Origin of the sequence: Aquimarina litoralis (genome assembly GCF_039523995.1) — a bacterium.
In the GTDB taxonomy this organism is placed as follows: Bacteria; Bacteroidota; Bacteroidia; order Flavobacteriales; family Flavobacteriaceae; genus Aquimarina; species Aquimarina litoralis.
Genome location: NZ_BAAAGE010000003.1, coordinates 748,888 through 773,353 on the forward strand (window position 1 = coordinate 748,888; position 24,466 = coordinate 773,353).

Below are 24,466 nucleotides of genomic sequence, written 5' to 3' on the forward strand. Positions count from 1 at the left end.
TTTTACTTTTCAATCATATGCTTCTTATGTATTGATTCCTATGGATGCTGAAAGTCAGCAAAACCACCTAAAGGCCTATGGTATTACTTATTGGACTCTTAGTAAAGATTTAAAAGTAAAATGGTTACTTAATTATAGAGGTGGTTCTTTTTTATTACCCGATACAGAAGATATCAAAAAAGAATGTACCATAAGAGGAATTTCTTATGAAGTATTAAGTAATACAAAAACAGAAGAGATTTTAGAAGAAATCAGCAGCCCTTCCAAGAATATGGAAGCCGTAGTCTTAGAAAAAGCACCTAAGATTGCTGTATATTCTCCAAAAGGAAATCAACCTTGGGATGATGCAGTAACTATGGTATTGACTTTTGCTGAAATTCCATATGAAACGGTCTACGATAAAGAAGTTTTAGAAGATAACCTGATCTTATATGATTGGTTACATTTACATCATGAAGATTTTACGGGGCAATATGGTAAATTTTATGCTACCTATAGAGCATATCCTTGGTATATTAAAGAAAAGGCTGCTGCAGAGAAATTAGCGGCAGACTTAGGGTATGATAAGGTTTCAGAAGAAAAGTTAGCGGTAGCATTAAAGATAAGAGATTACGTTGTTGGTGGTGGTTTTATGTTTGCAATGTGTAGTGCCACCGATAGTTTTGAAATAGCTATCGCAGCAGAAGGAGTTGATATTTGCGAACCAATGTTTGATGGAGATCCTAGCGAGCCAGGGTATCAAGCAAAAATTGATTTTTCTAAAACTTTTGCTTTTAAAGATTTTACTCTAGAAAGAAGTCCAAATGTATATGAGTTTTCGTCCATAGATATGACTAGGAAAAGACGTATTCCTAAGCGAACAGATTATTTTACATTAATGGATTTTTCAGCAAAATGGGATCCTATACCTACAATGCTTTGTCAAAATCATACAGCGCTAGTTAAAGGATTTATGGGGCAAACTACTGCCTACGATCCTACAGAAATAAAATCCAATGTGCTCATTCTAGGAGAAAATAAAACAAATAATGAGGCAAGATATATCCATGGAATCAAAGGAAAAGGATTTTTTACGTTCTATGGAGGACACGATCCAGAGGATTACCAACATAGAGTAGGAGATCCGAAAACAGAACTAGAATTACACCCTAACTCTCCTGGATATCGTTTGATTCTTAATAATGTACTCTTTCCAGCAGCTAAGAAAAAGAAACAGAAAACCTGATTTTTATTTTTTCTAGACATTGTACTGATTCTTTTCGTTATTACATTTTCACTGAATACAGTGTATGACCAACTATGTGGTGTTATTAGTTTTATCCCTGTTTTGTACAATATAGTATTGTCTATACATATTTTTAACAGGAGAATAAAAGAATCAGCACAATGAAAAAAAGATCATTTTCAAATTGTATCCTAGGAATTACATTAGTAGTCAACAGTTTTATAACCCAGATAGTAGCACAAACCCAAGTAGGGCAAGATGTGGATGGAGAAGCAGCTAGCGATACTTCTGGCAGATCAGTTTCATTGAGTTCTAATGGAAATATATTAGCAGTTGGAGCAACAGATAATGACGGTAATGGTTCCAATTCGGGTCAGGTACGTGTTTTCGAAAATGTAAATGATGTGTGGACACAAATAGGAGATGATATTGATGGAGAGGAAGCAGGTTTCAAATCAGGAAGATCCATAAGTTTAAGTGGTGACGGAACTAGAGTTGCTATTGGAGGATCAAATTCTGGACAAGTTAGGGTATTTGAACGAAGCAGTAATACTTGGATACAGTTAGGGCAAGATATCGATGAGGAAGCGGGTGATGAAACTATTAGAAATGTCAAGTTTAGTCAAGACGGTACAACATTAGTTGTTGGAGCATGGACAGATGTAGTAAATACAGTAAATGCAGGTAGAGCAAGAGTCTATAGATTGGATAATACCAATAATTGGGTGCAATTAGGTGCAGATATTTATGGAGAATCCGAAGGCGATGCTGCTGGTTCTATTAGTATTAATGCAGATGGAACCATCATAGCTATTGGAGCGCAAGGGAATGACGGCAATGGTAATCGTGCTGGACATGCTAGAGTGTATCAATGGACAAACAATACTAATTGGGTACAACTTGGGCAAGATCTTGATGGAGAAGAGCCTGGAGATGCTTTTGGAAATAAACTAGCTTTGAATGCTTCAGGAACAATTATAGCTATGGGAGCCGAATTTCATGACGCGTCTGGAAATCCTGGAGATTACTACGGTCAGGTAAGAGTTTTTGAATGGGATGGAAATGGTAGTTGGGTACAGAAAGGTTCAGAAATTATAGGTGATCGATATAGCCAATCTGGACATTCTCTGACTATTAATGACGAAGGAAATATTTTAGCTATTGGAGCACCTTCTGATAATAATGGAGCAGGTAGTGGTGCCGGATATGTAAGATTATATAAATGGGATGATGAAGATACTCAATGGAGAAGAATTGGTTCAGAAATCAGAGGTGAAAGAGCATTAGATGGAGCAGGTTCTTCAGTAGCATTAAATTCTGATGGAAGTTTTGTTGCAGTAGGAGCTACAGGGAATGACGATAATGGCAATAGATCCGGAAATACCAGAGTGTTTTCAGTGGATGTTGTTTCTCCTTTAGGATATAATGTTAGTATTGATCAAAGTTTAATTGAGCCGTCAAATGAAACTAACGTAAGCTTTACATTTATGAATGCCGAAATAGGAGCTTCTTATATGTATAGTTTTAGTAGTTCAGGTGATGGAAATGTTGATACTATCAATGGTTCAGGAACTATTTCTCAAAGTAATGAAACAGTTTCAGGTATTGATTTGAGCAGTTTATTGGAAGGAACTATCACTTTGCGTGTACGTTTAATTGATCCTACAGGGAATCGGGGAACTTACGTTACTAGCACCTTACTAAAGGATGATCTGCTTAATACCCAGGAATTTGATGCATTGAGAATTGCAGTCTATCCTAATCCCACCAATGGGGAAATAGTTGTAAATACTAAAGTTAATCATATTGATGTATATAATCTTCTTGGCCAAAAAGTTTTTGAAACAGAACAGAACCGTTTTGATATTTCTTTTCTAGAATCTGGAGTATATGTTATCAAAATAGCAACAGATCTGGGAAGTCTGGAGAAAAAAATTAGTAGACGTTAGTTTTTAAGAGTAATTTATTTTAGTAATTTAATAGAAGAAAAATGAACTTAAAATAGTGCTTTTTAGAATTTTAACTTTATGGTAAAAAAAGTAATCATGATAATTGCGGTTGTATTTGTTACAATAGGAGCTCTCTGTATTTATGGAGTATATCGTTTTTTTAATCCTTTTGGTAACGAGGTAAATAAAGAATTGTCTGATTCTTATTACTACACTAGAGATAACAAAGGAATTATTTATAGTCCTATGGGTAATTGGTTCGAACTTGGAAAAGATGAAATGCAGGTAGATATGAGTTCATTTCAAGTATTGGGAAGAGATTATGCCAAAGATAAAAATCATGCATATTTTAAATCAAGAGCAATTAATAATGATATAGATCTTGCATCTTTTCGAGTGCAATTAGGGTATACCCCTATGGATAAAAATCATGTATATATATTAAACGATAATTACTATCATATTGGTCAAGAAGATAAAAAAGCGCTGAAGATCTTAGAAGGGGCAGATGCAAATACGTTTACTCAGATAAGTTTCGATTTTGCCAAGGATAAAAATTTTGTATATCAGAACTATATAAAAAGAGATTCTTTGGATGTTGCATCTTTTCAGGAGATCAATAGTCGTTTTTGTAAAGATAATAATGGAGTGTATTATTATTCTTATGGCGATCCATTACGAAAGATCGAAGAAGCGAATATTAATGAAATCGTTTCTTTAACGAATTATTATATCCGAGATAATAGAAACGTATATTTTTATGTGGGGTATAAGGATACAGGAAGGTTTGATCAAGTGGTGTCAATTCCTTTTAAAGATCCCGAAAGTATTGCTTTTTTTGAAGATGTAGAACTTATTAAAATAGATGCCAATGTCTACTACCGAGGAGAGGTAATTGACAATGCAGATGTAGCTACTTTCGAAGAGGTAAAGCATGGGTATACAAAAGATAAGAATTATGTTTTTTTTCTCGGAAAGATTATGGAAGGAGCCGATGCTAAAACATTTAAATATAATTCGAGAACGTATACTTTTTCTGATAAGAATCATACATATGAAATGGGTAAGATTTTAAAAAAGTAGAATAACACGGATGATTATTGTAAGGTTGATTTTAAAAACCGACTACAACTTCTTAAATAATAACCTTACACTCAAAAAATGAAAAAAACAATAGTATTTTTACTAGCACTTGGAGTTTTATTTTCTTGTAAAGAAGCTCCAAAAGAAGAAAAAGAAGTTATCGTCGAGGAGAAAGTAGAAGAGGTCGTTACTGATCGATCTGGAGATTTTCCAAAAGATATTGCAGCAGTATTTAAAGCTCATGGGGGAATTCAAGCTTTTGATAAACAAAACACTTTAATTTTTGAACTTTCTAAGCCAGAGGGGAATGAGAAACACACTACGGATCTTAAGACCAGACACGCACGCATAGAAACAAATAAATTTGCTTTAGGTTTTGATGGAAATGAAGCTTGGATAGAACAGGACTCTACTTATTTTAAAGGAAACCCTCGATTTTATCATAATTTGATGTTTTACTTCTATGCTATGCCATTTGTATTAGGTGATGATGGTATTTCTTATGAAAAAGTAGAAGATCTCAAAGTAGAAGATAAGACATATCCAGGTTATAAGATTTCTTATGGCGATGGAGTAGGAGATTCTCCAAAAGATAATTACTTTATCTATTACGATGCAGCATCCCACCAAATGAAATATTTAGGGTACACAGTAACTTTCTTTAGTAAAGAAAGTAGTGAAAAAGTAAGTCTCATAGAATATTCTGATTGGACAGACGTTAATGGGCTATTATTACCAAAGACACTAAAATGGAGAGCTTACGATGATGGTGTAGTAGGAGATATAAAAAGTGAAAGAGCTTTTGTAAATGCAATTGCAAGCGAAGAAAAATTAGATACTTCCCTGTTTAGTAAACCAAAAGAATAATTTCTGAAAATTTAATTCTTAAGAAACGTTATAATAAACTCTGTTAGCAATGTGTTGACAGAGTTTTTTTGATGTAAAGAACTTTTTTTGATAAAAATGAAAAGGAGATTTTTATAATTTGATAATTTTTGGAATTAATTACAGCTAATAATTGTGAAATATATAATAATCAAAAGATTTTTAACAAGATGTCTAAGAGTAGGTTTTAATACAATTATTAGAATTAACTAATTTTATATCCTTTATCTAATTCGATTTACGAAAACGATATAGTAACACATGCAAAACTAATTTTATGTATAAAGAACTTACCACAAGTAATAGGATTTTGATGGGGCCTGGACCTTCAGACGCACATCCAAGAGTACTTAAAGCGATGTCAACACCTCTAATTGGTCATCTAGATCCTGAGTTTGTAACAATCATGGATGAAGTCAAAACGATGGTACAAGATACTTTTATGACTAAAAACCATATGACATTTGTAGTATCTGCTCCAGGAAGTGCGGGTATGGAAACGTGTTTGGTAAATTTATTAGAACCAGGAGATGAAGCTATTATCTGTATCAATGGAGTTTTTGGAGGAAGAATGGCAGACATTGCTGAAAGGTGTGGAGCTACTGTACATAAAGTAGAAGTTTCATGGGGAACGGCGGTTTCACCTGATGATATCAAAAAAGCTTTAGATGTCTGTAAACAACCAAAACTAGTAGCGCTAGTTCATGCGGAGACTTCTACCGGAGTGTTACAGCCTTTGAAAGAAATAAGCGACTTGGTTCATAATGCAGGTGGATTATTGATGGTGGATGCGGTAACTTCTTACTGTGGTATGGAATTGAAAGTAGATGATTGGAATATTGATGCAATTTATACTGGGACACAGAAAAATTTGAGTGCGCCTCCAGGATTATCTCCTGTTAGTTTTTCGGATAAAGCTGTGAAAGCTTTAGAAAATCGAAAAACTAAAGTGCAAAGTTGGTTTTTAGATTTAAGTATGGTTAAAAATTATTGGGGAGGTGCCAAAAGAGCCTATCATCATACAGCTCCCGTTTCTTCTGTTTATGCATTAAGAGAAGCACTTAGGATTGTTTTAGAAGAAGGTTTAGAGAATCGATGGAAAAGGCATAAAGATGTACATCAAGTGTTGAAAACAAAATTGGAAAACTTAGGGTTTAACTATTTGGTAGAAGAATCTTACAGACTTCCGAATCTAAATGCGGTTTATCTACCCGAAGGTAATGATGAAGCTATAATTCGTAGGAAATTATTAGATCATTATAATATAGAAGTTGGAGGAGGATTAGGAGCTTTTGCTGGTAAAATATGGCGAATAGGAATTATGGGAGAAAGTTGTACACTTAATCACGTAAACATGCTTATCAGTGCTTTAGAAGATATGAAAGAGTTTAGCTCTTAATTTACATACATTCAGGGAGTTGGTTTTCACTGAATACTGGGTATGATTTAGTGTAGAGATTTGCAAAATTTGTAGTAATAATATAATAAACAAATTATTTTAATCTCTTAATACCTTAATTGTATGAGTTCTATAAGTGATGATCAAATGGTCATGGAAATCTTAAACTTTTTTTATCCTAGAAATAAGATATCAGAGTATGATGTAACTGATAGTTTGGGGGATTTGGCAGCAGAAATGTATGCAGAAGCTTTAGAAGCATCAGCCGCAATGCATTTAGTTCCAAGACCCACATATACACCATCGCTCTCCTGGTTAGTAAAAGAAGGAGTAAAAACATTTTGGAGATCCAGAGGAGAAGATGAAATTTATGAATCCGTAAGAGTCACCGTCGCACTGAAATATAAGAGTAAATTCAGTATGACGAAGATGGTAATTTAAAAAAAAGAGGCACAATTAAGTGCCTCTTTTTAATAATATATTTAAAATTACTTGCTATACTTACCACTATAGCGTTTCCATAGTTTAGTTTGGTGGCTTTCTAAACTAACATCTCTTCCTTGGATAAAAGCTTTTTCTAATTGGTTGGTACGCATATCTAAAGCATCGCCAATGCTTATAAATAAAGTAGCATCTTTACCTACTTCCAACGTTCCTGCCATATCATCAATTCCTAAAATTTTAGCGCTATTACCTGTAATTAACTGCACTGCTTTTTCTTTTTCTAATCCATGAGCAGCAACAGTTCCAGCCTGGAAAGGAAGGTTACGTGCATTGGCACGTTCCATCTGACCACTATTCTGCAATGCTACTAATACACCTGCATCAACTAATAGCTTAGCATTTTTATATGGTAAATCATAGTCGTCATCTTCATAATTTGGTGTGGAGTGTGTTCTGGTCAATAGTACAGGAATGTTTTGTTGTTTTAGTTGGCTAGCTACTTTGTAGGCTTCATCTCCGCCAACAATTACTACTTTTTGCAGTTGCTGTTCTTTTGCAAAACGTAGTACATCTAAAATAGCTTTTTCGGTACCAACGTGTACAAATAAGGTTTGTGTTCCGTCAAATATTCTTTGCATTGCCAGATGAGGTAAGTTTTCGTCTCCTACCTTGGATTTTATAGTTGCTTTTGCTTGAGTAACAAAATCGGTAAGTGTAGTTACCTGCTCCTGGTATTTTTTATTGGGTTTAAAACCAGGATCTTCTCCTAGCCACCATCTACCTCTGGTAAAAGGATTTGGCCAATTCATATGAATCCCATCATCTGTTTTAATAGCGGCATCTTCCCAGTTCCAAGCATCTAATTGTACAATAGAAGAAGTACCAGAAATCCATCCGCCACGTGGTGTTGTTTGGGCAATCAATACACCATTAGGACGCATACTTTCTACAATCTTACTTTCTGCATTATAGGCAATAATACTTCTGATATGAGGATTAAAACCTCCAATCTCGCTATCATCATCGGTAGCACGCACGGCTCCGATTTCTACCAATCCTAGCGTAGAATTGGGTGCTATAAATCCTGGATATACATGCTTACCGGTAGCATCAATTACTTTTCCTTTGGTGGCAATACTACCATTGGTACCAACATTTGTAATTTTGCCATTTTCGAAAATAATGATACTATTGGTAATCACTTCTCCATTACCAATATGAGCTGTAGCTCCAGTAATCGTAATTGCTTCGGTTTGATTTTTTGCCGGAGTTTGTTGTGCAGTTACATTTCCAAATGCAACGATTAACAACAAGAATATATATGATAAGTTTTTCATTTTGTAATCGGTGTTTAGTGAATGTGTTCTACAGTATCGCAGTGAAAATGTTGTTTTTCCTTTTTCTTAGGCGGTTGTGTCTTTAATCCACTATTTTTTGCTTGTAATAACATGGTAGATAACTCATTTCTTTCATTAGCAATAGATCTGCGCATGGCTTTATCTTTTTCTAAATCGAAATAAGTAGCTCCTTCGATCAACGTTTTTTCTGCCTTGGCATAGATAGAAAGTGGGTGATCGGTCCATAAAACTACATCCGCATCTTTTCCTACCTTAATACTTCCCACGCGATCATCAATATGTAACATCTTTGCAGGGTTTAATGTTACAAATTTCCAAGCTTCTTCTTCGCTAACACCTCCGTATTTTACGGATTTAGCAGCTTCCTGATTTAAACGTCTCGACATTTCGCCATCATCACTGTTAATGGCTACCAGAACTCCTTGGTTATGCATAATCGTAGCATTGTATGGAATTGCGTCATTTACTTCATACTTATACGCCCACCAATCGGAGAAAGTAGATCCTGCAACACCATGTGTCGCCATCTTATCTGCCACTTTATAGCCTTCGAGAATGTGGGTAAAGGTGTTGATTCTGAAATTAAATTTTTCAGCTACTTTCATCAACATATTGATTTCACTTTGTACATAGGAGTGGCAACTGATAAAACGTTTTCCATTAAGAATCTCTAATAGGGTTTCCATTTCGATATCCTTACGATATGGTTTTCCGCTATTTTTTTGTTGCTCATATCGTTTAGCACGAGTAAAATAATCGATGTATAATTGCTCTACACCCATACGTGTTTGTGGGAAACGAACTCGTTCTGCATCTCCCCAGTTACTTTGTTTTACATTTTCACCAAGTGCAAACTTTATAAATTTGGGAGTGTTACTATAAATCAGGTTTTCTGCATTTTCTCCCCATTTTAGTTTAATGATAGCGGATCTACCACCAATTGGGTTTGCGGATCCGTGTAATATTTGTATAGAGGTTACACCACCAGCAAGGTTTCTGTAGATATTGATATCATCTGGTGATACCACATCTTCTATAGTTACCTCTGCCGTAGAGTTATGTCCAGCTTCGTTAATAGCTGCTGCAGCAATGTGAGAATGCTCATCTACAATACCACTGGTAAGATGCTTTCCTGTAGCATCGATAACTTTAGCATTTCCTGCACTTAGGTTTTTACCAATGGCAGCAATCTTTCCATTTTTAATGAGAACATCTGTTTCTTTTAGAATCCCTTCGCTTTCATTGGTCCAAACAGTAGCGTTTTTGAAAAGTATATTTTCAGACTTTGGCAATGCTGCATTACCGTATGCAATGTTAGGATAGGTAACAGGTACTAGTTTTGGAGCTTCTTTAGCCGCTTCAGGTTTCTTTTTAGAAGCTTCTTTAGCTTCTCCTGGTTTTTGCTTTGCAGTAAAAGATGTTTCGCTACCATTAGGAAGTACTGCTTTTCCAGTCCAAAATTTTGGATTTTTATTAATGGCACCAACAATACGGGTATATTGGGTTTTACTAGTGTCAGCATCAGTAAAAGTCAGCGTTATCCAATCATTGGTATAGGTAATTTTACTTCCCAGTTTTGTTTCTCCGAGTTTAACTTCTGCCTTTGGTTTTGTAGGCTTTCCAGTTATGGAAACATCATAAGTCTTTCCAGCTACCGATAATTCATATGAACCTGTAATATCTGTAGTGTTCATATCATTCACAATATTTTTATGACCTTGTACCCAGTTTTCATAAATAATATTGTCCTTAGAAAATAGTTCCTTACTAGTAATTAAAAAATTGGCATGAGCTCCTTTTTTAAGTGTTCCTAGTACATTTCCTTTTCCTAAAATTTGAGCAGGAATTGTAGTTAAAGCTGCTAACGCGGTTTTTTTATCTAATCCATGTTTCAGTGCTTTTTCTAATCTTGTAGAGAGATCACTAATCTTTTTTAGTTTATGGGTAGTTAACGAAAACTGAACTCCATTTTTTTGCAGAACAGATGGATTGGAAGGCGCTTGGTTCCAATGACGCATATCACCCAGACTTACTAGATTTGCCATATACGGATCCGATACATCATAGGCATCCGGAAAATCAAGAGGAATAATATATTTGGCATTGGTAGCTTTTACTTTGTCTATTCGAGCGTATTCATCACCACCACCAACAATTATATACTGTATGTTAAATTCATCTCCGATTTTATCTGCTCTAAAACCATTGATTCTACTACCAGCTTCAAAAATCTGTGGTAGGCTTTTATTGTTATTTAATGCCTCTAGAGATAAATCTTTATAGTCAACATTGTTATTAGCATACCATTTTGCATCTAAATATACTTGTCTAAGCAAAGCCATAGATCCCATTAACGAGGTAGGATATATCTGTTTACTTTTATTACTTTTTGAAAAAGAAAGTAATTGAGAAGAAGCATCACTTAACAATCGATCTCCTTCAGTTCCTTCATTATTAAGAGCTACTAATAATCCAGTTCCTCGGATAATTCCATCGGGTATATGAGTATTTACGGTTCCAAAACCTGCTTTTATAAACTCATCGGCTTTCTTTTTGTCATATTTAAATTCATGTAACGGATTTGTCTCAGGACGAATATGATCATTCCAGTAATATCCCTCTCTGGTGGCATCGTATTGAGGACTACCGCCAAAAGGATTCCCTTGTCTTTTTGGTTTTTGGATTCCAAAGTTGGTAAAAGGATCAATAAAAGATGCATAGATATGCTTTCCTTTTAGATCGATCACAATACTATTTTTTGGAATAGATAATCCAGAACCTACTTGAGTAATTTTTCCTTTCTGGATAATAAGCATACCATTTTGTATCTCGGATTCTGGAGAAGTGTGAATAGTAGCATTAGTAAACACCGTATAATTAGAATTAGATGTTTTTACACCGTCATTTTTTGGGAAGTATTCTTGCGCATGAAGAATCGACCCCATCAATATCACCAAGAGTGATAAAAATAGTTTTTTCATAGAGTTTGCGTAATAATGAATTGGTCTAAAAGTAACCGTTACTGCGGAAAGACCTTACTAATTAGTATTATTTTAACAGTTAAAGGATGTATGTAATCTCATTAAGTAATATTGAAAACTATAATTTGTCTTTATAATAGTTTACTAACAAGGCAACTACATAGCTGTAGGTGTCAATTCCTTTAGGTTGATTGTTTGCCTTAAGATAGCTGTCATAAGTACTTTTAAAAATAGGTTCTAGAGGGTTTTGATATTGCAGCCAAAATTCGTTCACCTCTTGATAATTTTTTCGGATACCGGGTCTTAATTTTTCGATAAGACAAAATGCTTTCTGTTCATCTCGTAAGTACAGATCATTCAGACAAAATTTTAGCGCAAAAGTAGTTCCACTATAGTTAAAATAAGGATCATCATAGTTCATAGTAGTTAAAGCCGCAAGAAAATTTGCTTCATTTTCTTTAGCAAACCCCAGTTGGTGAGCTTCTTCATGACAGCTAGTAGTTGGAGATTTATAATCTAGGATCAAACCATTCACTTGTGCTTCATTGGTTATAGGATTAAGGTAACCGCTAAATCCCATATATGTTAAAGGAACACTTAGTAATGATTTTTTAATACTCTTTGGCGAATATTTCAAGTTTGGAACCACTTCGTTGATTTGTTCATATGCAGGAATTGTTTTTTCAAATATTTCAGCTTTACTGTATGGCATTACTATGGATAATGAATCATTAGGCTCTAAACGTTTATGAATAGTATTGGCCTGTTTAATTAGCTTTTCTGATACAGATAACAGTTCTGCCTCCGTATATTGATCATCGATGCCTAAAATCTCATGCATTGGTAATCTGTAATAGTTAATTCCCCATAATAAGTGAAAAGCAGCATATACTACGGATAAGGTAGCACCTACATCTATAAGAACAGTTTTCCATTGTACTTTTTTTCTAAAAACTCTTTTAAACAAAAAGCGGATTAGGAGTATAATTAAAATACTATATCCGATGTCTCCAAAAGAAAAAGGAATCCAACCAAAGGTAAATCGTAAAGCCTTTGATATGTAAACATACAATCCATTGCTGTAAAATCGATCAATAAACTCAGGAAAGAAAGAAAGGATTTTAAGGAGGATAAACTGTACGGGTAATAGAATGGTAAGATATAATTTTGTTTTTGATTGCATGAATTATAAATATCAGATTGTAAATCTACAACATTTCACAAAGCATTTGAATTAAGATTATCATAATGTACATTTGTCAAAAAACACAGAATACACATGAATTTAGAAATAAGAAACCTGGAGCCAAAGGAGCTTTGGAATAAATTTGCGGATCTAAATGCCGTTCCTAGACCTTCTAAAAAAGAAGAACGCGTTATCGAATTTATGAAAACGTTCGGAGAGTCTCTAGGGCTTGTGGTAGAAATAGATAAGGTAGGGAATGTTCTGATTAAAAAGCCTGCTACACCAGGAATGGAGAATCGAAAAACTGTGGTGATGCAATCACACCTAGATATGGTGCACCAAAAAAATGCTGATACCGCTTTTGATTTTGATACACAAGGAATCGAAATGTATGTAGATGGAGACTGGGTACGTGCAAAAGGAACAACCTTAGGAGCAGATAATGGGTTAGGTGTAGCTACTATTATGGCTATTTTAGAATCAAAAGAGATTGTACATCCACCGATAGAAGCATTATTTACCATCGATGAAGAGACTGGAATGACGGGTGCCATGGGATTACAACCGAATTGGTTACAAGGTGATATTCTTTTAAACTTGGATACTGAAGAAGATGATGAAATAGGAGTAGGTTGTGCAGGTGGAATTGATGTTACCGCAGAAAGAACATACAAGGAAGAGACCACTCCAGAAGGAACTACCGCTTTTAGAATTTCGGTAACCGGTTTAAATGGAGGACACTCAGGAATGGATATTCATAAAGGCTTAGGAAATGCTAATAAGATCATGAATAGATTACTATTTGATGGTTTTGAAAATTTTGGACTCAGAATCCATGAAATAAAAGGAGGAAGTCTTCGTAATGCAATTCCTAGAGAAAGTTTTGCTACTGTAGTTGTAGATACGATACAGTCGGAAGCTTTTCAATTTGAAACATCTATTTTAATTACTACGATACAAAAAGAACTTGCTCTAGTAGATCCCAATTTATCAATAGAATTAGAACAAATAGAAGCACCAAATAGTGTGATGGAATTAGGTGTTCAGGAAGGTGTTTTAAAATCTTTATATGCCGCACATAATGGAGTGTATGCAATGAGCTTATCAATTCCTGATCTAGTGGAAACATCTAATAATATTGCAAAAGTAACTATTGGTAGTGGAGCTATTAAAATTGAATGTTTAACCAGAAGCAGTGTAGAGTCTTCGAAATTAGATATGGTTAATAAACTAAGAGCTACTTTTGAATTGATAGGGTGTGAAGTAACCACCGATGGAGATTATCCAGGATGGGCACCAAATATGGATTCTGCCATTTTAAAAGTTATGGATGAACTGTATCAAAAAATAAATGGAGAAAAAGCACATATTGCAGCTTGTCATGCCGGTTTGGAATGTGGTATTCTGGGACAAAATTATCCAGATATGGATATGATTTCATTTGGCCCTACTATTTTAGGAGCGCATTCTCCCGATGAAAGAGCGAGTATTTCTTCTGCACAGAAATATTGGAATTTTGTAAAGCAGATTTTAGAAAGTATTCCCGAAAAATAATAATAAGGATACTATAAAAATTAAAAAATCCCATATCATCAGATATGGGATTTTTTTACACTTTATTATATTCTAGTGACCATGACCGTCATCTTTAGAATGAGCTTGAGGAGCTGTAGTTTTATCTACAATGCTTTCTAATTCAAGTTCGAAAATTAAATCTGTATTAGGAGGAATTGGATTTCTTCCTCTTTCTCCGTATCCTAAATGAGAAGGAATAAATATTACTGCTCTATCTCCAACTTTCATTTGTTGAACTCCTTCTTTGAAACCGGCGATCATTTGAGCTTCAGGAGAATAAGGCATTTCTATTGGAGCGTATCCCATAGGATGTTTAGCTCTACGACCATTCGGATCATAGATTCCCATTTCTTTTTCTACATCGATCATGTTCGTGTCAAATACTCTTCCGTCTGTAAAGAAACCAGCATAATATAATTTTACAACATCTGTTGGTTTTGGTTTAGGGCCATCACCTTCTTTTAAGAATAGAATTTCCAAACCACTTTCTAGTTTGGTTGCTTTTTGTTTTAACCCTTCATATTTTGCAGCTGCCTTTTTACTATTTTCTTTGATTAAGCGTTCCTTAGCCAATTTTTCTTCTTCTAGTACTTTTAGTTTATCCTCGAATGCTACTTTAGTATCGAATGCTTTAGCGTCCTTACCTTTTCTGATGATATTTACTTGTTCCATTCTTACTTCAGAAACAGGTTTATCTCCAGGCCTTTTTGTCTCCACAACACCAATGCTATCTACGATATCTTGTCCTGAAACGATTTCACCAAAAACGGTGTGTTTTCCATTTAACCAAGGAGTTTCTTTTAATGTAATAAAAAATTGACTTCCGTTGGTAGCAGGACCAGAGTTCGCCATTGATAAAATTCCTTTAGACTTATGTGTTAAAGAATCTACAAACTCATCTGGAAACTTATATCCTGGATCACCAGTTCCTGTACCTAATGGGTCTCCTGTTTGGATCATAAAATCTTTAATCACTCTATGGAAAATGATTCCATTATAATATTTTTTTCCTTTGTAAATACTATCTACCATAGTATTTGTTCCTTCGGCAAGGGATATAAAATTTGCTACTGTCATTGGAGTAGCATCGTAATATAATTTTGCAACGGTTGTACCTTTATTTGTAATGATTTCTGCATAGATACCATCCCCAAGTTCTGGATATTTTTCTTTGCAATTAGTTAGAGTTAAAGCGACAATCGCTAAAAATAAAAGACTTAATTTTTTCATTTTTTTAGTTAAGGTTTAATTTTCTTTTGTTGACTGTTTTGTGATTTTGTTGAGAGTTACTCTGGATACTAACGGAATATTTGTCCCAATCTTATGATCATCCCCATAATATCCATATGCTTGATAAGAAGGAAATAAGAAAACAACTGTTTCTCCTTCTTTCATGAGTTTTAATCCTTCTCTTAATCCAAAAAAGAGATCTTCCTGATCGATAGCATAATTTACAGTATCTAATTCTTTTTGACTATAGATAACTTCTCCATTTAAATTTTTAACGTCGTAGGTAAAATTTACAATGTCTCCAAATTTAGCAGTAAGTGTTGATATGGTGTCTTTTTTCTCATAATAATACCAAAAACCACCATCCGATGTGATATAATTGCGAGAAGTATCTTGTTGGATTATTTTCTGAATTTTAGCTTCTTCGCCCGCTATAAGTTCCTTGTTTCTGTTAATCGATTCATTGATAAAAGATCCCGAGGAAACACTAATAGGCTTTCTGGCTTCTGGAGCTTTACAAGAGAAAAATAAGGTGAGTAAGCTTACTAAAAGAAAAAAATGTCTCATGAATTTAGGGCATTTTTATAAGATGGTAATATACTAATAAATTTCTCAACCGTGTCTTGAAGTGAGAGATTACTTTTTCCACCAGCAGCATTATGATGACCACCACCTTCAAAGTGATTTCTCGAAAATTCATTTACGGAAAAATCACCTTTAGAACGAAGAGAGATCTTTATAATATTTTCACCTTTATTTTCTATAAAAATTAATGCGAGTTTGATGCCTTCTATGGATAGTCCCATGTTTACAAATCCTTCAGTATCTCCTTTTTTGAAATTGTGATCATCTAATTCCTTTTGCGATAGTGTAATATAGGCAGCTTTGTATTCTGGTAACACTTTTAAATTTTTTAAGGCTACCCCTCTTAATTGTAATCTAGAATAGGTGTTACTGTCATAAATTAATTCATGGATTTCAGTATTGTTAGCTCCACGATCTATTAAATCAGCAATTATTTTATGAGTTGTACTAGTAGTTGATCGAAAACGAAAAGAACCCGTATCAGTCATGATTCCGATATAAATACAAGTCGCAATATCAGCAGTAATTTTGTCTACATCTCCTAAATTATCGATAAAGTGATAGATCATTTGACAAGTAGAACTCATCATAACATCACTATAGGTATAGACAGCATAATCATCTGGTTGTTGGTGATGATCGATCATGATATACGTAGTGTCGGTTGTTTTTAGCAAGCTTTCCATATTGCCAGTTCTGGAAAAATGGTTGAAATCTAAAGTGAAAATGATATCAGCTTCTTTTATCTTTTCGGTTGCGACTTCAGTATCGCTATCATATTTAATAATGGTAGACTCGCCTGGAATCCATTTTAGAAAGTTTGGATAATCATTTGGAGTTATTACGATAGCCTTGTGTCCCAAACCAGATAGATAGTGATAGAGCGCTAGTGTTGATCCTATTGCATCTCCATCTGGATTTTTATGTGGAATAATTACGATGTTTTTGGAAGTACTTAAAAGAGTTTTTACTTCCTTAAATTCACTTGTGTTCATAGGTGTGCGAAGATACTATTTATTAATAATATGGTAATAATGGAATACTTACTTTTACCGTACGTTAACTCTTTTATACAATGAAATACTTAGTATGTTATGTCTTTTTTTCTCTGTATGCTATTAGCATTGGTTATAGCCAGATTAATGAAGAAAAAAGAAAAGAAGATTTTGTGATTGCTTTTGGTAGTTGTAATAAACAAAGTTTACCACAACCTCTTTGGAACGAAATTTTAAAGAATAAACCAGATTTATTTATTTGGGGTGGAGATAATATTTACGGAGATTCTGATGATATGTCTAAAATTAAAAATCATTACAAACTTCAAAACAGTAATCTTGACTATCAACTATTAAAAAATAGTGTACCTATCATGGCTACTTGGGATGATCATGATTATGGGAAAAATGATGCAGGAGGAGAGTGGAAAATGAAACGCGAAAGTCAACAGTTGTTTTTAGATTTTTTAGAAGTTGGAAAAGAAGATAAGAGGAGAAATCAAGAAGGAATATATACTTCCAAAACTTTTAAAACGTCTAAAGGGAGTGTAAAGGTTATTATTTTGGATACGAGGTATTTCCGATCTCCGCTATTAAAAGACCCAGCAGGTAAGAAACGTTATATTCCGCATGATGGCAATAACGAAACAGTATTAGGAGAAAAGCAATGGAAATGGCTAGAAGAAGAATTGAAGACTACCAAAGTTGATTTTCATGTCATTGTAAGTAGTATCCAGTTTTTGTCAGGTGAACACGGTTGGGAGTGTTGGAGTAATTTTCCAAATGAAGTAACTAGGTTAGAACAATTAATAGTAGCGCTAAAAGTTAAAAATTGTGTACTATTATCTGGTGATCGTCACATATCAGAATTTTCAAAAAAGGAATTATCAGATTTAGGATATCCTATTGTCGATTTTACATCCAGTGGACTTACTCATTCATATTTGGGTTTTAATGGTGAACCTAATCAATTTAGAGTAGGAGATGTTATTCATACACCTAGTTTCGGTATCTTAAAATTTAATTTCGAAACAAAGGTAATTACCATGCAGATGAGAGGAAAGGATAATAAAGTGCTACAAGAAATACAACAACAGTACCTATTGGATTAATTGTTTTTATGATGGAGTAGGATAAAGTTCTTACTTTCTGAGAATATTTCTTGTTTTTGAAGCTTTTATATATACTTTTGCACAAAATTTTATAATTGGCTATATAGTCGAAATTTAAAAAAGCAACATTTTCTTTTTTTTGGAAAATGATATAAAAACAAAATTTTAAAAATGGCAACAAATAGAACTTTTACAATGCTTAAACCGGATGCGGTAAGAAAAGGATACATCGGTGCGATCCTTGAACAAATAACTGCTTCTGGCTTCAGAATTGTAGCAATGAAATTAACGCAATTAACTACTGACGATGCAAAAGCTTTTTATGCTGTGCATAGTGAGCGTCCTTTTTATGGAGAGTTAGTGGAGTATATGACAAGTGGTCCAATTGTAGCAGCAATTCTTGAAAAAGAAAATGCGGTAGAAGATTTTAGAACCTTAATCGGAGCTACAAATCCAGAAGAAGCTGCAGAGGGTACTATTCGTAAAAAATATGCTACTTCTATCAGTGAAAATGCTGTACATGGTAGTGATAGTGACGAGAATGCTGCTATCGAAGGAGCTTTTCATTTCTCAGGAAGAGAGCAGTTCTAAGAAGCATAGAATTAATCGATATACTAGAAACCATTCTGATACATTCAGGATGGTTTTTTTATGCATCAATTTATGAAGTTAAAGCCGTAGAATTCTATGGATTTAGACTTCATGTTAGAACTATACTATAGGTGGTTTTGGTTCATTATTTTTTGTTGATTCATAAAAGGAATTTCAATAGTAACAATGGTTCCTCTTTTTATCAAAGAATCGATATGTAAAGTCCCAGATAGTTCTTGTATTCGACTTTTGATATTTGTTAAGCCTATTCCAAATGGTTTTTTAGAAAGGTCAAACCCTTTGCCATTATCCTCAAAAATAATACTTACCTGATCACCAATAGGATTAATTTGAATTCCAATCTTATCAGCATTAGCATGTTTAAGAGTATTGGTGATGAGTTCCTGAAAAATGGAAAATAATTCATTATGAAATCTCACATCCATCTGATTAATATAATCTTCTTTATACGTAGAAATATCTATGATTAAATTACTGGATGTGCTGATTTTATCTGTGTATTCGCCTAATAGTTCTGTGAAATTACTGTCTGCAATTTTTTTAGGGATAAGATCATGTGAAAGCACTCTAACTTCTTGATATGTATCTTCAATTTGTTTATATACTTGCTTCAGACCAGAAGAATTATTTTTGATTGAGCTAACCTGTAGTTTGATAGCAGCCAAATTTCCTCCTATTCTGTCATGAAGTGTCTGTGCAATTCTCTTTCTTTCTTTGAACTGAACATTGATAGAATTTTGAATAAGTCTTAAGCCATGATTTTTGATCAAAGCTTCTACCTTTTGTTCTGCCAATTCCTTTTGGTTTTTATTCAATAAGTTTTGACTTTTTAGTTTTTGATAGTAAAGCACAAATAATCCTATTAAGAGAATTACGACGATTACAAATGCAATGAGTATGGTGTGTTTTTGTGATTGTTGTCTATTTATTTCTAATTCTCTTAGCTCTTTGTCTTTTTTTAAGATAGATATTTCGTTCTCTTTCTTAAGAGTTTCGTATTGCACTTCTAGTTTAGAAAGCTCTTCATCTTTTTGCAGCTGATTTACCGAGTCATTAAGTTTGTTTTCCTTTTCAGTATACTCCAAAGCACCTTTATAGTTCTTCTGGAGTATAGCAATCTCTTTAAGCTTTTGATATGCTAATATCTGTTGTTGGAAATATTCTCTATCCTTAGCCAGTTCCAATACATCTTGGTAGTTTTTTGACGCCTTACTATATTGTTTTTTCGCTATAAAAATTTCTCCAATATTGATCTTATTATTGAGCATTATCAAAGGATATGCATATTCTTCAGCTATTTTTAGGGATTTTTCGAAATAACTTAATGCTGTTTGATCCTCATACATATCTAGATAGATACTTCCGATATTAAGTAAGGTTATAGCAATACTTCTGTGGTGAGTTTTTTCGCTATAAATATGTAAGGCTTTATTCTGATAGAAAAGTGCTTTTTCAAAATTACCCATATCCAAATGACAAATGGCTATAGAAACATATAAGTCGGGGTTTGGGTTTTCATTACCAAGTATCATAGCATTATAAATTTCTAAAGCCTTATCAAAATCACCTTTCATTCTGTAGGTAATTCCTAGATTTAGAAGCAGTTTTTGTTCAATATCTGGATCATCAATCAACTTTACAGTTTCTAAACCTTTTAGGGCCCATTTTTTACTATCATCAAGTAAACCTTTATCTCTGGAAGCATTAGAAAGAATTAAGTGAAACCAGTTAGTTAATGATACTCCAATAGAGTCTTGTCTTTTCTCAGTTAATGCAACTCCTTTTTTTGCATAAAATATGGCGGAGTCAGAGGTGTAAGAGTAATAATGATAATGACTTAAATTTTTATAGGCTAAAACCTTATGATATTCATTTTGCGTTCTGCTTAAAACCTCATGGCTAATTAAAAAAGCTTTTCTTTTGTCTTCTCCTTCTGTATTAGAATAATCTCTAGCTTTTTCTAATAGTTGATAATCATAATCTATGTCTTTAGATTTTTTATTTGTTTCAATCTGAGCATGAGTTACGAAACAGATACTACATAAAATTAGTAGAAAACTAAACTTAGACAACGGGAACATTTAAAAAAATTAACTAAAAAAATAATAGTGTTTTCTCATTCCGGGATGAAGCTATGAAACACTTGTGTAAAGCGATTATTCTTTATTTTTTCCCAAAACGAACTCTAAAAATAGCATATTTATTGTTCTAATAAATATCTTTCCTACTAAAATAACTTAAAAGTGATTGATGTTATTTATTTAAAATCTCCAAGCTATAAAGCTTTAAAAGATATTCTAGTATCTATCGAATCAAAATATATAATGATCATTCATTCTTTTGATTATTATATAAGATAACTTTGGGAATTTTATTTTCACTGAATCCCGTGATTTCTGCATCTTATTTATTATCTACTATTGAAGTCTAATTAAAAAATATGTTTTAATGAGTATTATTTCTAAAATCGTATTAAATGTTCGTGCTAGTAATACGAATACAGAATCATTGGAATTAAGTAAAATAATTGATTCCACAGAAATTCCAACGGATAACCTATCAGAAAATGATGTAGAACAAATTTTAGATCTAATTTTATCTCTATTAGAAGAATCTAGAAATAAAATTTTGGAAGAATATACCTATGTATATGAGTTTGAATATCAATTTTATGACGACAAAGATGAATTGATTCTTGCTAAAAGTGCTTATTCCTATTTTGATGAACTGATAGAAAAGGCAGTCTCATTTGAAGCTCTCCATAATAAATTATGGCAGTTTATAGATAGATCCTACTATAAAGAAAATGATGCACGATTCTGGAGAGATAGTGAAACTCCTGTGGGTATTACCACAGCCTCTTTATTGGCTTTGTCTGATAAAAAATATATAGAAAATTATATAAATTTTCTACGTACTAATGATATGGATCATGAAGTAGATCAATACGGAGATGTTAATACTATTATCGAAAAATACGGAGTTTGTGAAGAAACTCTATCATTAGCAATAGCTAGAGCTTGTAGTGCTTGTGGTCAACATGGATCTGAACAATTTGAAGAGCTCTTAGAAGACAACTTTTTAGAGTATATAAAATCAAACTTTGATCTTTTTCTACAAAAATTAGAAGAAGAATATCAGTTTAAAGAGATTTGGTTTATGGATCTAGATTACGATGAATTTTGGAATCCGGGAAATATGGAAACCGATTGGATAGATATGATTTTAAAGATTCTTAATGAAGACCAAACGGAAAAACTTAGATTGTTTTTTAAGGAGCGCTTATAAATACTACCAAAGAATTCTAAAGCTTAGGTTAGGTGTGATTCCTAAAGAGGTAATGTCATCATTAATAAAACGGTTGTCTAAAGAATTAGTGGTTCTAAACTCTCTGTTTAACAGGTTTTCTCTATCATAAAGGTTTAAGATAGAAAGTCCAAGTCTGTAATTGATGGGTGAAGTTGATTTTAGTTTGAAATCGTAGATCGCGGAAAAATCAAGTCGATGATAGATCGGTAAATTATTTCCATTGATTTCTCCGAAATCTAATACTACGAGCTCTCCGCTTTCGTCAACTCCGTCTACATTGGTGAAAGCCTTTCCAGTATGCCATAACCAGCCTAACGAAAACTGGAAGTTATTGATTTTATAAAAGTGAGACCATTTTATGGTATGCTCGATATTCCAATTGCCAGGAAAAGACTCATTATTATTGATATCATCAAATTTATTTGTAGTATTTATATAGGAATAACTTACCCAAGTTTTGTAATTATTAAAATGCTTTTTTAAGAACACATCGATTCCATAAACAGTACTTTCACCATTATGATAAGTATTATCAATAGGGTTTATAAAACCAGCGGTTAGAGAAGTTATATCATCAATTTGTTTATAATATCCATCAACATCAAAATACCATTTATTCTTTTTAAAACTGCTTCCCAAGGTAAACTGATAACTGGTAATAATAGGAAACTGTTCTTTATTGGCTAAAGTCCATACCTGATTTTCTAAGGACAAATCACTAACAATAGACTCTCTGATTTGACTTACCGCTTGACTTCTATATTCGGCAGTTGCATTTATTTCCCAGAATTTTGAGAGATTTTTTTGTAAGAAAATTCTGGGTTCCACAAAGGATTTTTCTAATTCCGAGTAATTGTTAAATCGAAGACCAGCAGAAAGATAAAAGCTATTAGGAATCTCATATTTGTACTCGCCATAAATACTATGTGTATTTAGTGAACGATTATCCTGATCTAAAATTAACTCATAAGTGGGCGTAGTAGTAACAAAAGCATACCTAATTTTATTATTAGCATACTGATAACCTCCTAAAAGTTTTTGATAATCCGATATGTTATATGAAAAGTCAAGTGCTGCGCCCAATTCTTTAACACTATTCTTTTTACTTTCAGTTTCTGTTATGTTTCCAGAATCTCTAGTTATGAATTCATAATTCAGCAAGTAACTGGTAAAATAACTACTTGCTTTCATACCTAAATTAGGGTTCCATTGGTGTTTCCAACTAATATTGTATCCCTCGTTTTCGGTGACTAAATTATCATTAAACGACATCGAAGTATCACTCCTCTTAAAATCCAGATCATTTTTACTATAAATAGCGTTTGCCTCAATTTTATCAGCCTCAGAAATCTTCGCGATCAGATTTGCATTGTAATCCGCATAGAAAAAATCATTTTTCGCATCGTTTAGCTCTACAGTCTCGGCAATTGTGGTATTCTGAAAGACTCTATCTGCAAACTGTTTATATGTAAATGTTTCGAAAACATCAGTGTAAGACCTTCTCCCAGATACTTGTAACGAAACTTTATCTTTTATAATAGGAGTATGAATGACGGCATCGGCATTAATCATATTAAAACCTGCACCACCCGAAAAGCGTTCAGCTACCTTATCCTCAGTTTTAATGTCTATAATCCCAGAAATTCTATCTCCATATTTCGCACTAACTCCGCTTTTAGAAAAATCAACCTCTTTTACTACATATGGATTGAAAGCGGATAACATCCCGAAAAAATGTCCTTGATGATAGGTTTTTATGCCGTTCCAAAGTACTAAATTTTGATTAGGAGCACTTCCACGAACATATATTCCAGAAGCTGTTTCAAAAGGGCTATTAACACCTGGCGTTTGTTGGATGCTCTGTAAAATATCGGGTTCTGTTAAACCAGGTAAAATCTCAATATCTTTAAGATCTATATTAATTACTCTTTTATCCTGGGTAATTCCCTTAGTGAGATATTCCTGAATAATAACTTCATCCAATGTTTCAATGGCATGGATCAGATAAATGGTATTACAATCTTGGCGAATAAACTCTGATGAATTAATTACTTTTTGCCGAAATCCTGGAGCACTTATAAGTACTGGAGTATTAAAAGGGACTTCGGTACTTTCGAAGTACCCTTTTTCATCGGTAGTAATATTTGTTCTCGAGGCCTTTACAAATACCCGTATCTTTTCTAAAGGTTCATTGTTTTCATCAAAAATATATCCGCATATAGAGTGTGTGTCTTTTTTGGAATAAGTCCGCACAGTGATAAAATTATTCCCTGTAATTTCAAACTTTAATTGCGTTTGCTTTTCTAATCGACCGATCACTTCTTCTATAGTAGTGTCTTTTGTAGTTCTAAAGGAGACTTTCTTTTGTGTTAGAATAGCATCTAAGTAAGAGAATTTTACTTGATATTGTTCTTCTAATAAAAGTAGTGCAGCCGAAAGGTCTACGTTATCCGCATCAATAATGTAAGAAGCTTTTTCTTGCGAAAAAGCTGATATACCTAATAAAAGTATGTAAACATAAAAAAGTCTGGTCATGCT

At 33.5% G+C, this 24,466-nt stretch carries 18 protein-coding genes; 10 read left to right on the top strand and 8 right to left on the bottom strand.

All coding sequences use genetic code 11. The features are described from left to right. The first annotated feature begins 40 nt into the window (after positions 1–40). The 6 genes from ABD077_RS17625 (at position 41) to ABD077_RS17650 (ending at position 6,982) form a co-directional block, all read left to right on the top strand. Entirely contained in the window at positions 41–1,225 is a 1,185-nt protein-coding gene (locus ABD077_RS17625; protein WP_343913823.1) for an asparagine synthetase B, read from the top strand. A gap of 161 nt (positions 1,226–1,386) precedes the next feature. Continuing rightward, positions 1,387–3,174, top strand: a complete 1,788-nt coding sequence (locus tag ABD077_RS17630; protein ID WP_343913561.1) for a T9SS type A sorting domain-containing protein — start codon at positions 1,387–1,389, stop codon at positions 3,172–3,174. 96 nt (positions 3,175–3,270) lie between these two features. Next, entirely contained in the window at positions 3,271–4,257 is a 987-nt protein-coding gene (locus tag ABD077_RS17635) for a DKNYY domain-containing protein (RefSeq protein ID WP_343913562.1), read from the top strand. 78 nt (positions 4,258–4,335) lie between these two features. Then, on the top strand, positions 4,336–5,124 hold the full coding sequence (locus ABD077_RS17640; protein ID WP_343913563.1) for a DUF6503 family protein: 789 nt from the start codon (positions 4,336–4,338) through the stop codon (positions 5,122–5,124). 295 nt (positions 5,125–5,419) lie between these two features. Beyond that, entirely contained in the window at positions 5,420–6,541 is a 1,122-nt protein-coding gene (locus tag ABD077_RS17645; protein WP_343913564.1) for a pyridoxal-phosphate-dependent aminotransferase family protein, read from the top strand. Between the two features lie 123 nt (positions 6,542–6,664). Beyond that, positions 6,665–6,982: a hypothetical protein gene (locus ABD077_RS17650; RefSeq protein ID WP_343913565.1), complete on the top strand. Its 318-nt coding sequence runs from the start codon at positions 6,665–6,667 to the stop codon at positions 6,980–6,982. Positions 6,983–7,029: 47 nt separating this feature from the next. On the opposite strand, the gene ABD077_RS17655 is transcribed toward ABD077_RS17650, so the two are convergent. From ABD077_RS17655 to ABD077_RS17665, 3 genes are all read right to left on the bottom strand, one after another. Further along, complete coding sequence (locus tag ABD077_RS17655; protein ID WP_343913566.1) at positions 7,030–8,322, bottom strand: amidohydrolase family protein; 1,293 nt, start codon at positions 8,320–8,322, stop codon at positions 7,030–7,032. Between the two features lie 14 nt (positions 8,323–8,336). Next, positions 8,337–11,324 carry an amidohydrolase family protein gene (locus ABD077_RS17660; RefSeq protein WP_343913567.1) on the bottom strand — a complete coding sequence of 996 codons (2,988 nt, stop codon included), beginning with the start codon at positions 11,322–11,324 and terminating at the stop codon, positions 8,337–8,339. A 118-nt stretch (positions 11,325–11,442) separates the two neighbouring features. Then, positions 11,443–12,507 (bottom strand): DUF3810 domain-containing protein, encoded by a 1,065-nt coding sequence (locus tag ABD077_RS17665; protein ID WP_343913568.1) that lies wholly within the window; start codon positions 12,505–12,507, stop codon positions 11,443–11,445. A 96-nt stretch (positions 12,508–12,603) separates the two neighbouring features. Here ABD077_RS17665 and ABD077_RS17670 point away from each other — a divergent pair, with 96 nt between their 5' ends. Then, complete coding sequence (locus ABD077_RS17670) at positions 12,604–14,064, top strand: aminoacyl-histidine dipeptidase (protein ID WP_343913569.1); 1,461 nt, start codon at positions 12,604–12,606, stop codon at positions 14,062–14,064. Positions 14,065–14,136: 72 nt separating this feature from the next. On the opposite strand, the gene ABD077_RS17675 is transcribed toward ABD077_RS17670, so the two are convergent. From ABD077_RS17675 to ABD077_RS17685, 3 genes are read right to left on the bottom strand one after another with little or no spacing between them, the layout of a single operon-like run. Next, positions 14,137–15,315 (bottom strand): peptidylprolyl isomerase, encoded by a 1,179-nt coding sequence (locus tag ABD077_RS17675; RefSeq protein ID WP_343913570.1) that lies wholly within the window; start codon positions 15,313–15,315, stop codon positions 14,137–14,139. Positions 15,316–15,330: 15 nt separating this feature from the next. Further along, positions 15,331–15,882: a gliding motility-associated peptidyl-prolyl isomerase GldI gene (gldI, locus tag ABD077_RS17680; RefSeq protein WP_343913571.1), complete on the bottom strand. Its 552-nt coding sequence runs from the start codon at positions 15,880–15,882 to the stop codon at positions 15,331–15,333. Next, positions 15,879–16,895, bottom strand: coding sequence for a DHH family phosphoesterase (locus ABD077_RS17685; RefSeq protein WP_343913572.1), 1,017 nt, complete (start codon positions 16,893–16,895; stop codon positions 15,879–15,881). The genes gldI and ABD077_RS17685 overlap by 4 nt, the downstream gene beginning before the upstream one ends. Before the next feature lie 80 nt (positions 16,896–16,975). Here ABD077_RS17685 and ABD077_RS17690 point away from each other — a divergent pair, with 80 nt between their 5' ends. Next, positions 16,976–18,007 carry an alkaline phosphatase D family protein gene (locus ABD077_RS17690; RefSeq protein WP_343913573.1) on the top strand — a complete coding sequence of 344 codons (1,032 nt, stop codon included), beginning with the start codon at positions 16,976–16,978 and terminating at the stop codon, positions 18,005–18,007. A 171-nt stretch (positions 18,008–18,178) separates the two neighbouring features. Next, positions 18,179–18,598 (top strand): nucleoside-diphosphate kinase, encoded by a 420-nt coding sequence (locus ABD077_RS17695; RefSeq protein WP_219006915.1) that lies wholly within the window; start codon positions 18,179–18,181, stop codon positions 18,596–18,598. Between the two features lie 125 nt (positions 18,599–18,723). Here the strand turns inward: ABD077_RS17695 and ABD077_RS17700 are convergent, their stop codons facing one another. After that, entirely contained in the window at positions 18,724–20,691 is a 1,968-nt protein-coding gene (locus ABD077_RS17700; protein ID WP_343913574.1) for a tetratricopeptide repeat-containing sensor histidine kinase, read from the bottom strand. 376 nt (positions 20,692–21,067) lie between these two features. On the opposite strand from ABD077_RS17700, the gene ABD077_RS17705 reads away from it, so the two are divergent. Then, on the top strand, positions 21,068–21,907 hold the full coding sequence (locus ABD077_RS17705; RefSeq protein ID WP_343913575.1) for a hypothetical protein: 840 nt from the start codon (positions 21,068–21,070) through the stop codon (positions 21,905–21,907). Between the two features lie 3 nt (positions 21,908–21,910). On the opposite strand, the gene ABD077_RS17710 is transcribed toward ABD077_RS17705, so the two are convergent. Next, positions 21,911–24,463 carry a TonB-dependent receptor gene (locus ABD077_RS17710; RefSeq protein WP_343913576.1) on the bottom strand — a complete coding sequence of 851 codons (2,553 nt, stop codon included), beginning with the start codon at positions 24,461–24,463 and terminating at the stop codon, positions 21,911–21,913. Positions 24,464–24,466 lie beyond the last annotated feature (3 nt).

Bases quoted from the DNA above. Each gene is read 5' to 3' on its own strand.
- ABD077_RS17685 (WP_343913572.1), bottom strand. From the start codon at position 16,895: ATGAACACAAGTGAATTTAAGGAAGTAAAAACTCTTTTAAGTACTTCC.
- ABD077_RS17635 (WP_343913562.1), top strand. From the start codon at position 3,271: ATGATAATTGCGGTTGTATTTGTTACAATAGGAGCTCTCTGTATTTAT.
- ABD077_RS17670 (WP_343913569.1), top strand. From the start codon at position 12,604: ATGAATTTAGAAATAAGAAACCTGGAGCCAAAGGAGCTTTGGAATAAA.
- ABD077_RS17675 (WP_343913570.1), bottom strand. From the start codon at position 15,315: ATGAAAAAATTAAGTCTTTTATTTTTAGCGATTGTCGCTTTAACTCTA.
- ABD077_RS17665 (WP_343913568.1), bottom strand. From the start codon at position 12,507: ATGCAATCAAAAACAAAATTATATCTTACCATTCTATTACCCGTACAG.
- ABD077_RS17655 (WP_343913566.1), bottom strand. From the start codon at position 8,322: ATGAAAAACTTATCATATATATTCTTGTTGTTAATCGTTGCATTTGGA.
- ABD077_RS17690 (WP_343913573.1), top strand. From the start codon at position 16,976: ATGAAATACTTAGTATGTTATGTCTTTTTTTCTCTGTATGCTATTAGC.
- ABD077_RS17640 (WP_343913563.1), top strand. From the start codon at position 4,336: ATGAAAAAAACAATAGTATTTTTACTAGCACTTGGAGTTTTATTTTCT.
- ABD077_RS17705 (WP_343913575.1), top strand. From the start codon at position 21,068: ATGAGTATTATTTCTAAAATCGTATTAAATGTTCGTGCTAGTAATACG.
- ABD077_RS17630 (WP_343913561.1), top strand. From the start codon at position 1,387: ATGAAAAAAAGATCATTTTCAAATTGTATCCTAGGAATTACATTAGTA.
- ABD077_RS17710 (WP_343913576.1), bottom strand. From the start codon at position 24,463: ATGACCAGACTTTTTTATGTTTACATACTTTTATTAGGTATATCAGCT.
- ABD077_RS17650 (WP_343913565.1), top strand. From the start codon at position 6,665: ATGAGTTCTATAAGTGATGATCAAATGGTCATGGAAATCTTAAACTTT.
- ABD077_RS17660 (WP_343913567.1), bottom strand. From the start codon at position 11,324: ATGAAAAAACTATTTTTATCACTCTTGGTGATATTGATGGGGTCGATT.
- ABD077_RS17695 (WP_219006915.1), top strand. From the start codon at position 18,179: ATGGCAACAAATAGAACTTTTACAATGCTTAAACCGGATGCGGTAAGA.
- ABD077_RS17625 (WP_343913823.1), top strand. From the start codon at position 41: ATGGATGCTGAAAGTCAGCAAAACCACCTAAAGGCCTATGGTATTACT.
- ABD077_RS17645 (WP_343913564.1), top strand. From the start codon at position 5,420: ATGTATAAAGAACTTACCACAAGTAATAGGATTTTGATGGGGCCTGGA.
- gldI (WP_343913571.1), bottom strand. From the start codon at position 15,882: ATGAGACATTTTTTTCTTTTAGTAAGCTTACTCACCTTATTTTTCTCT.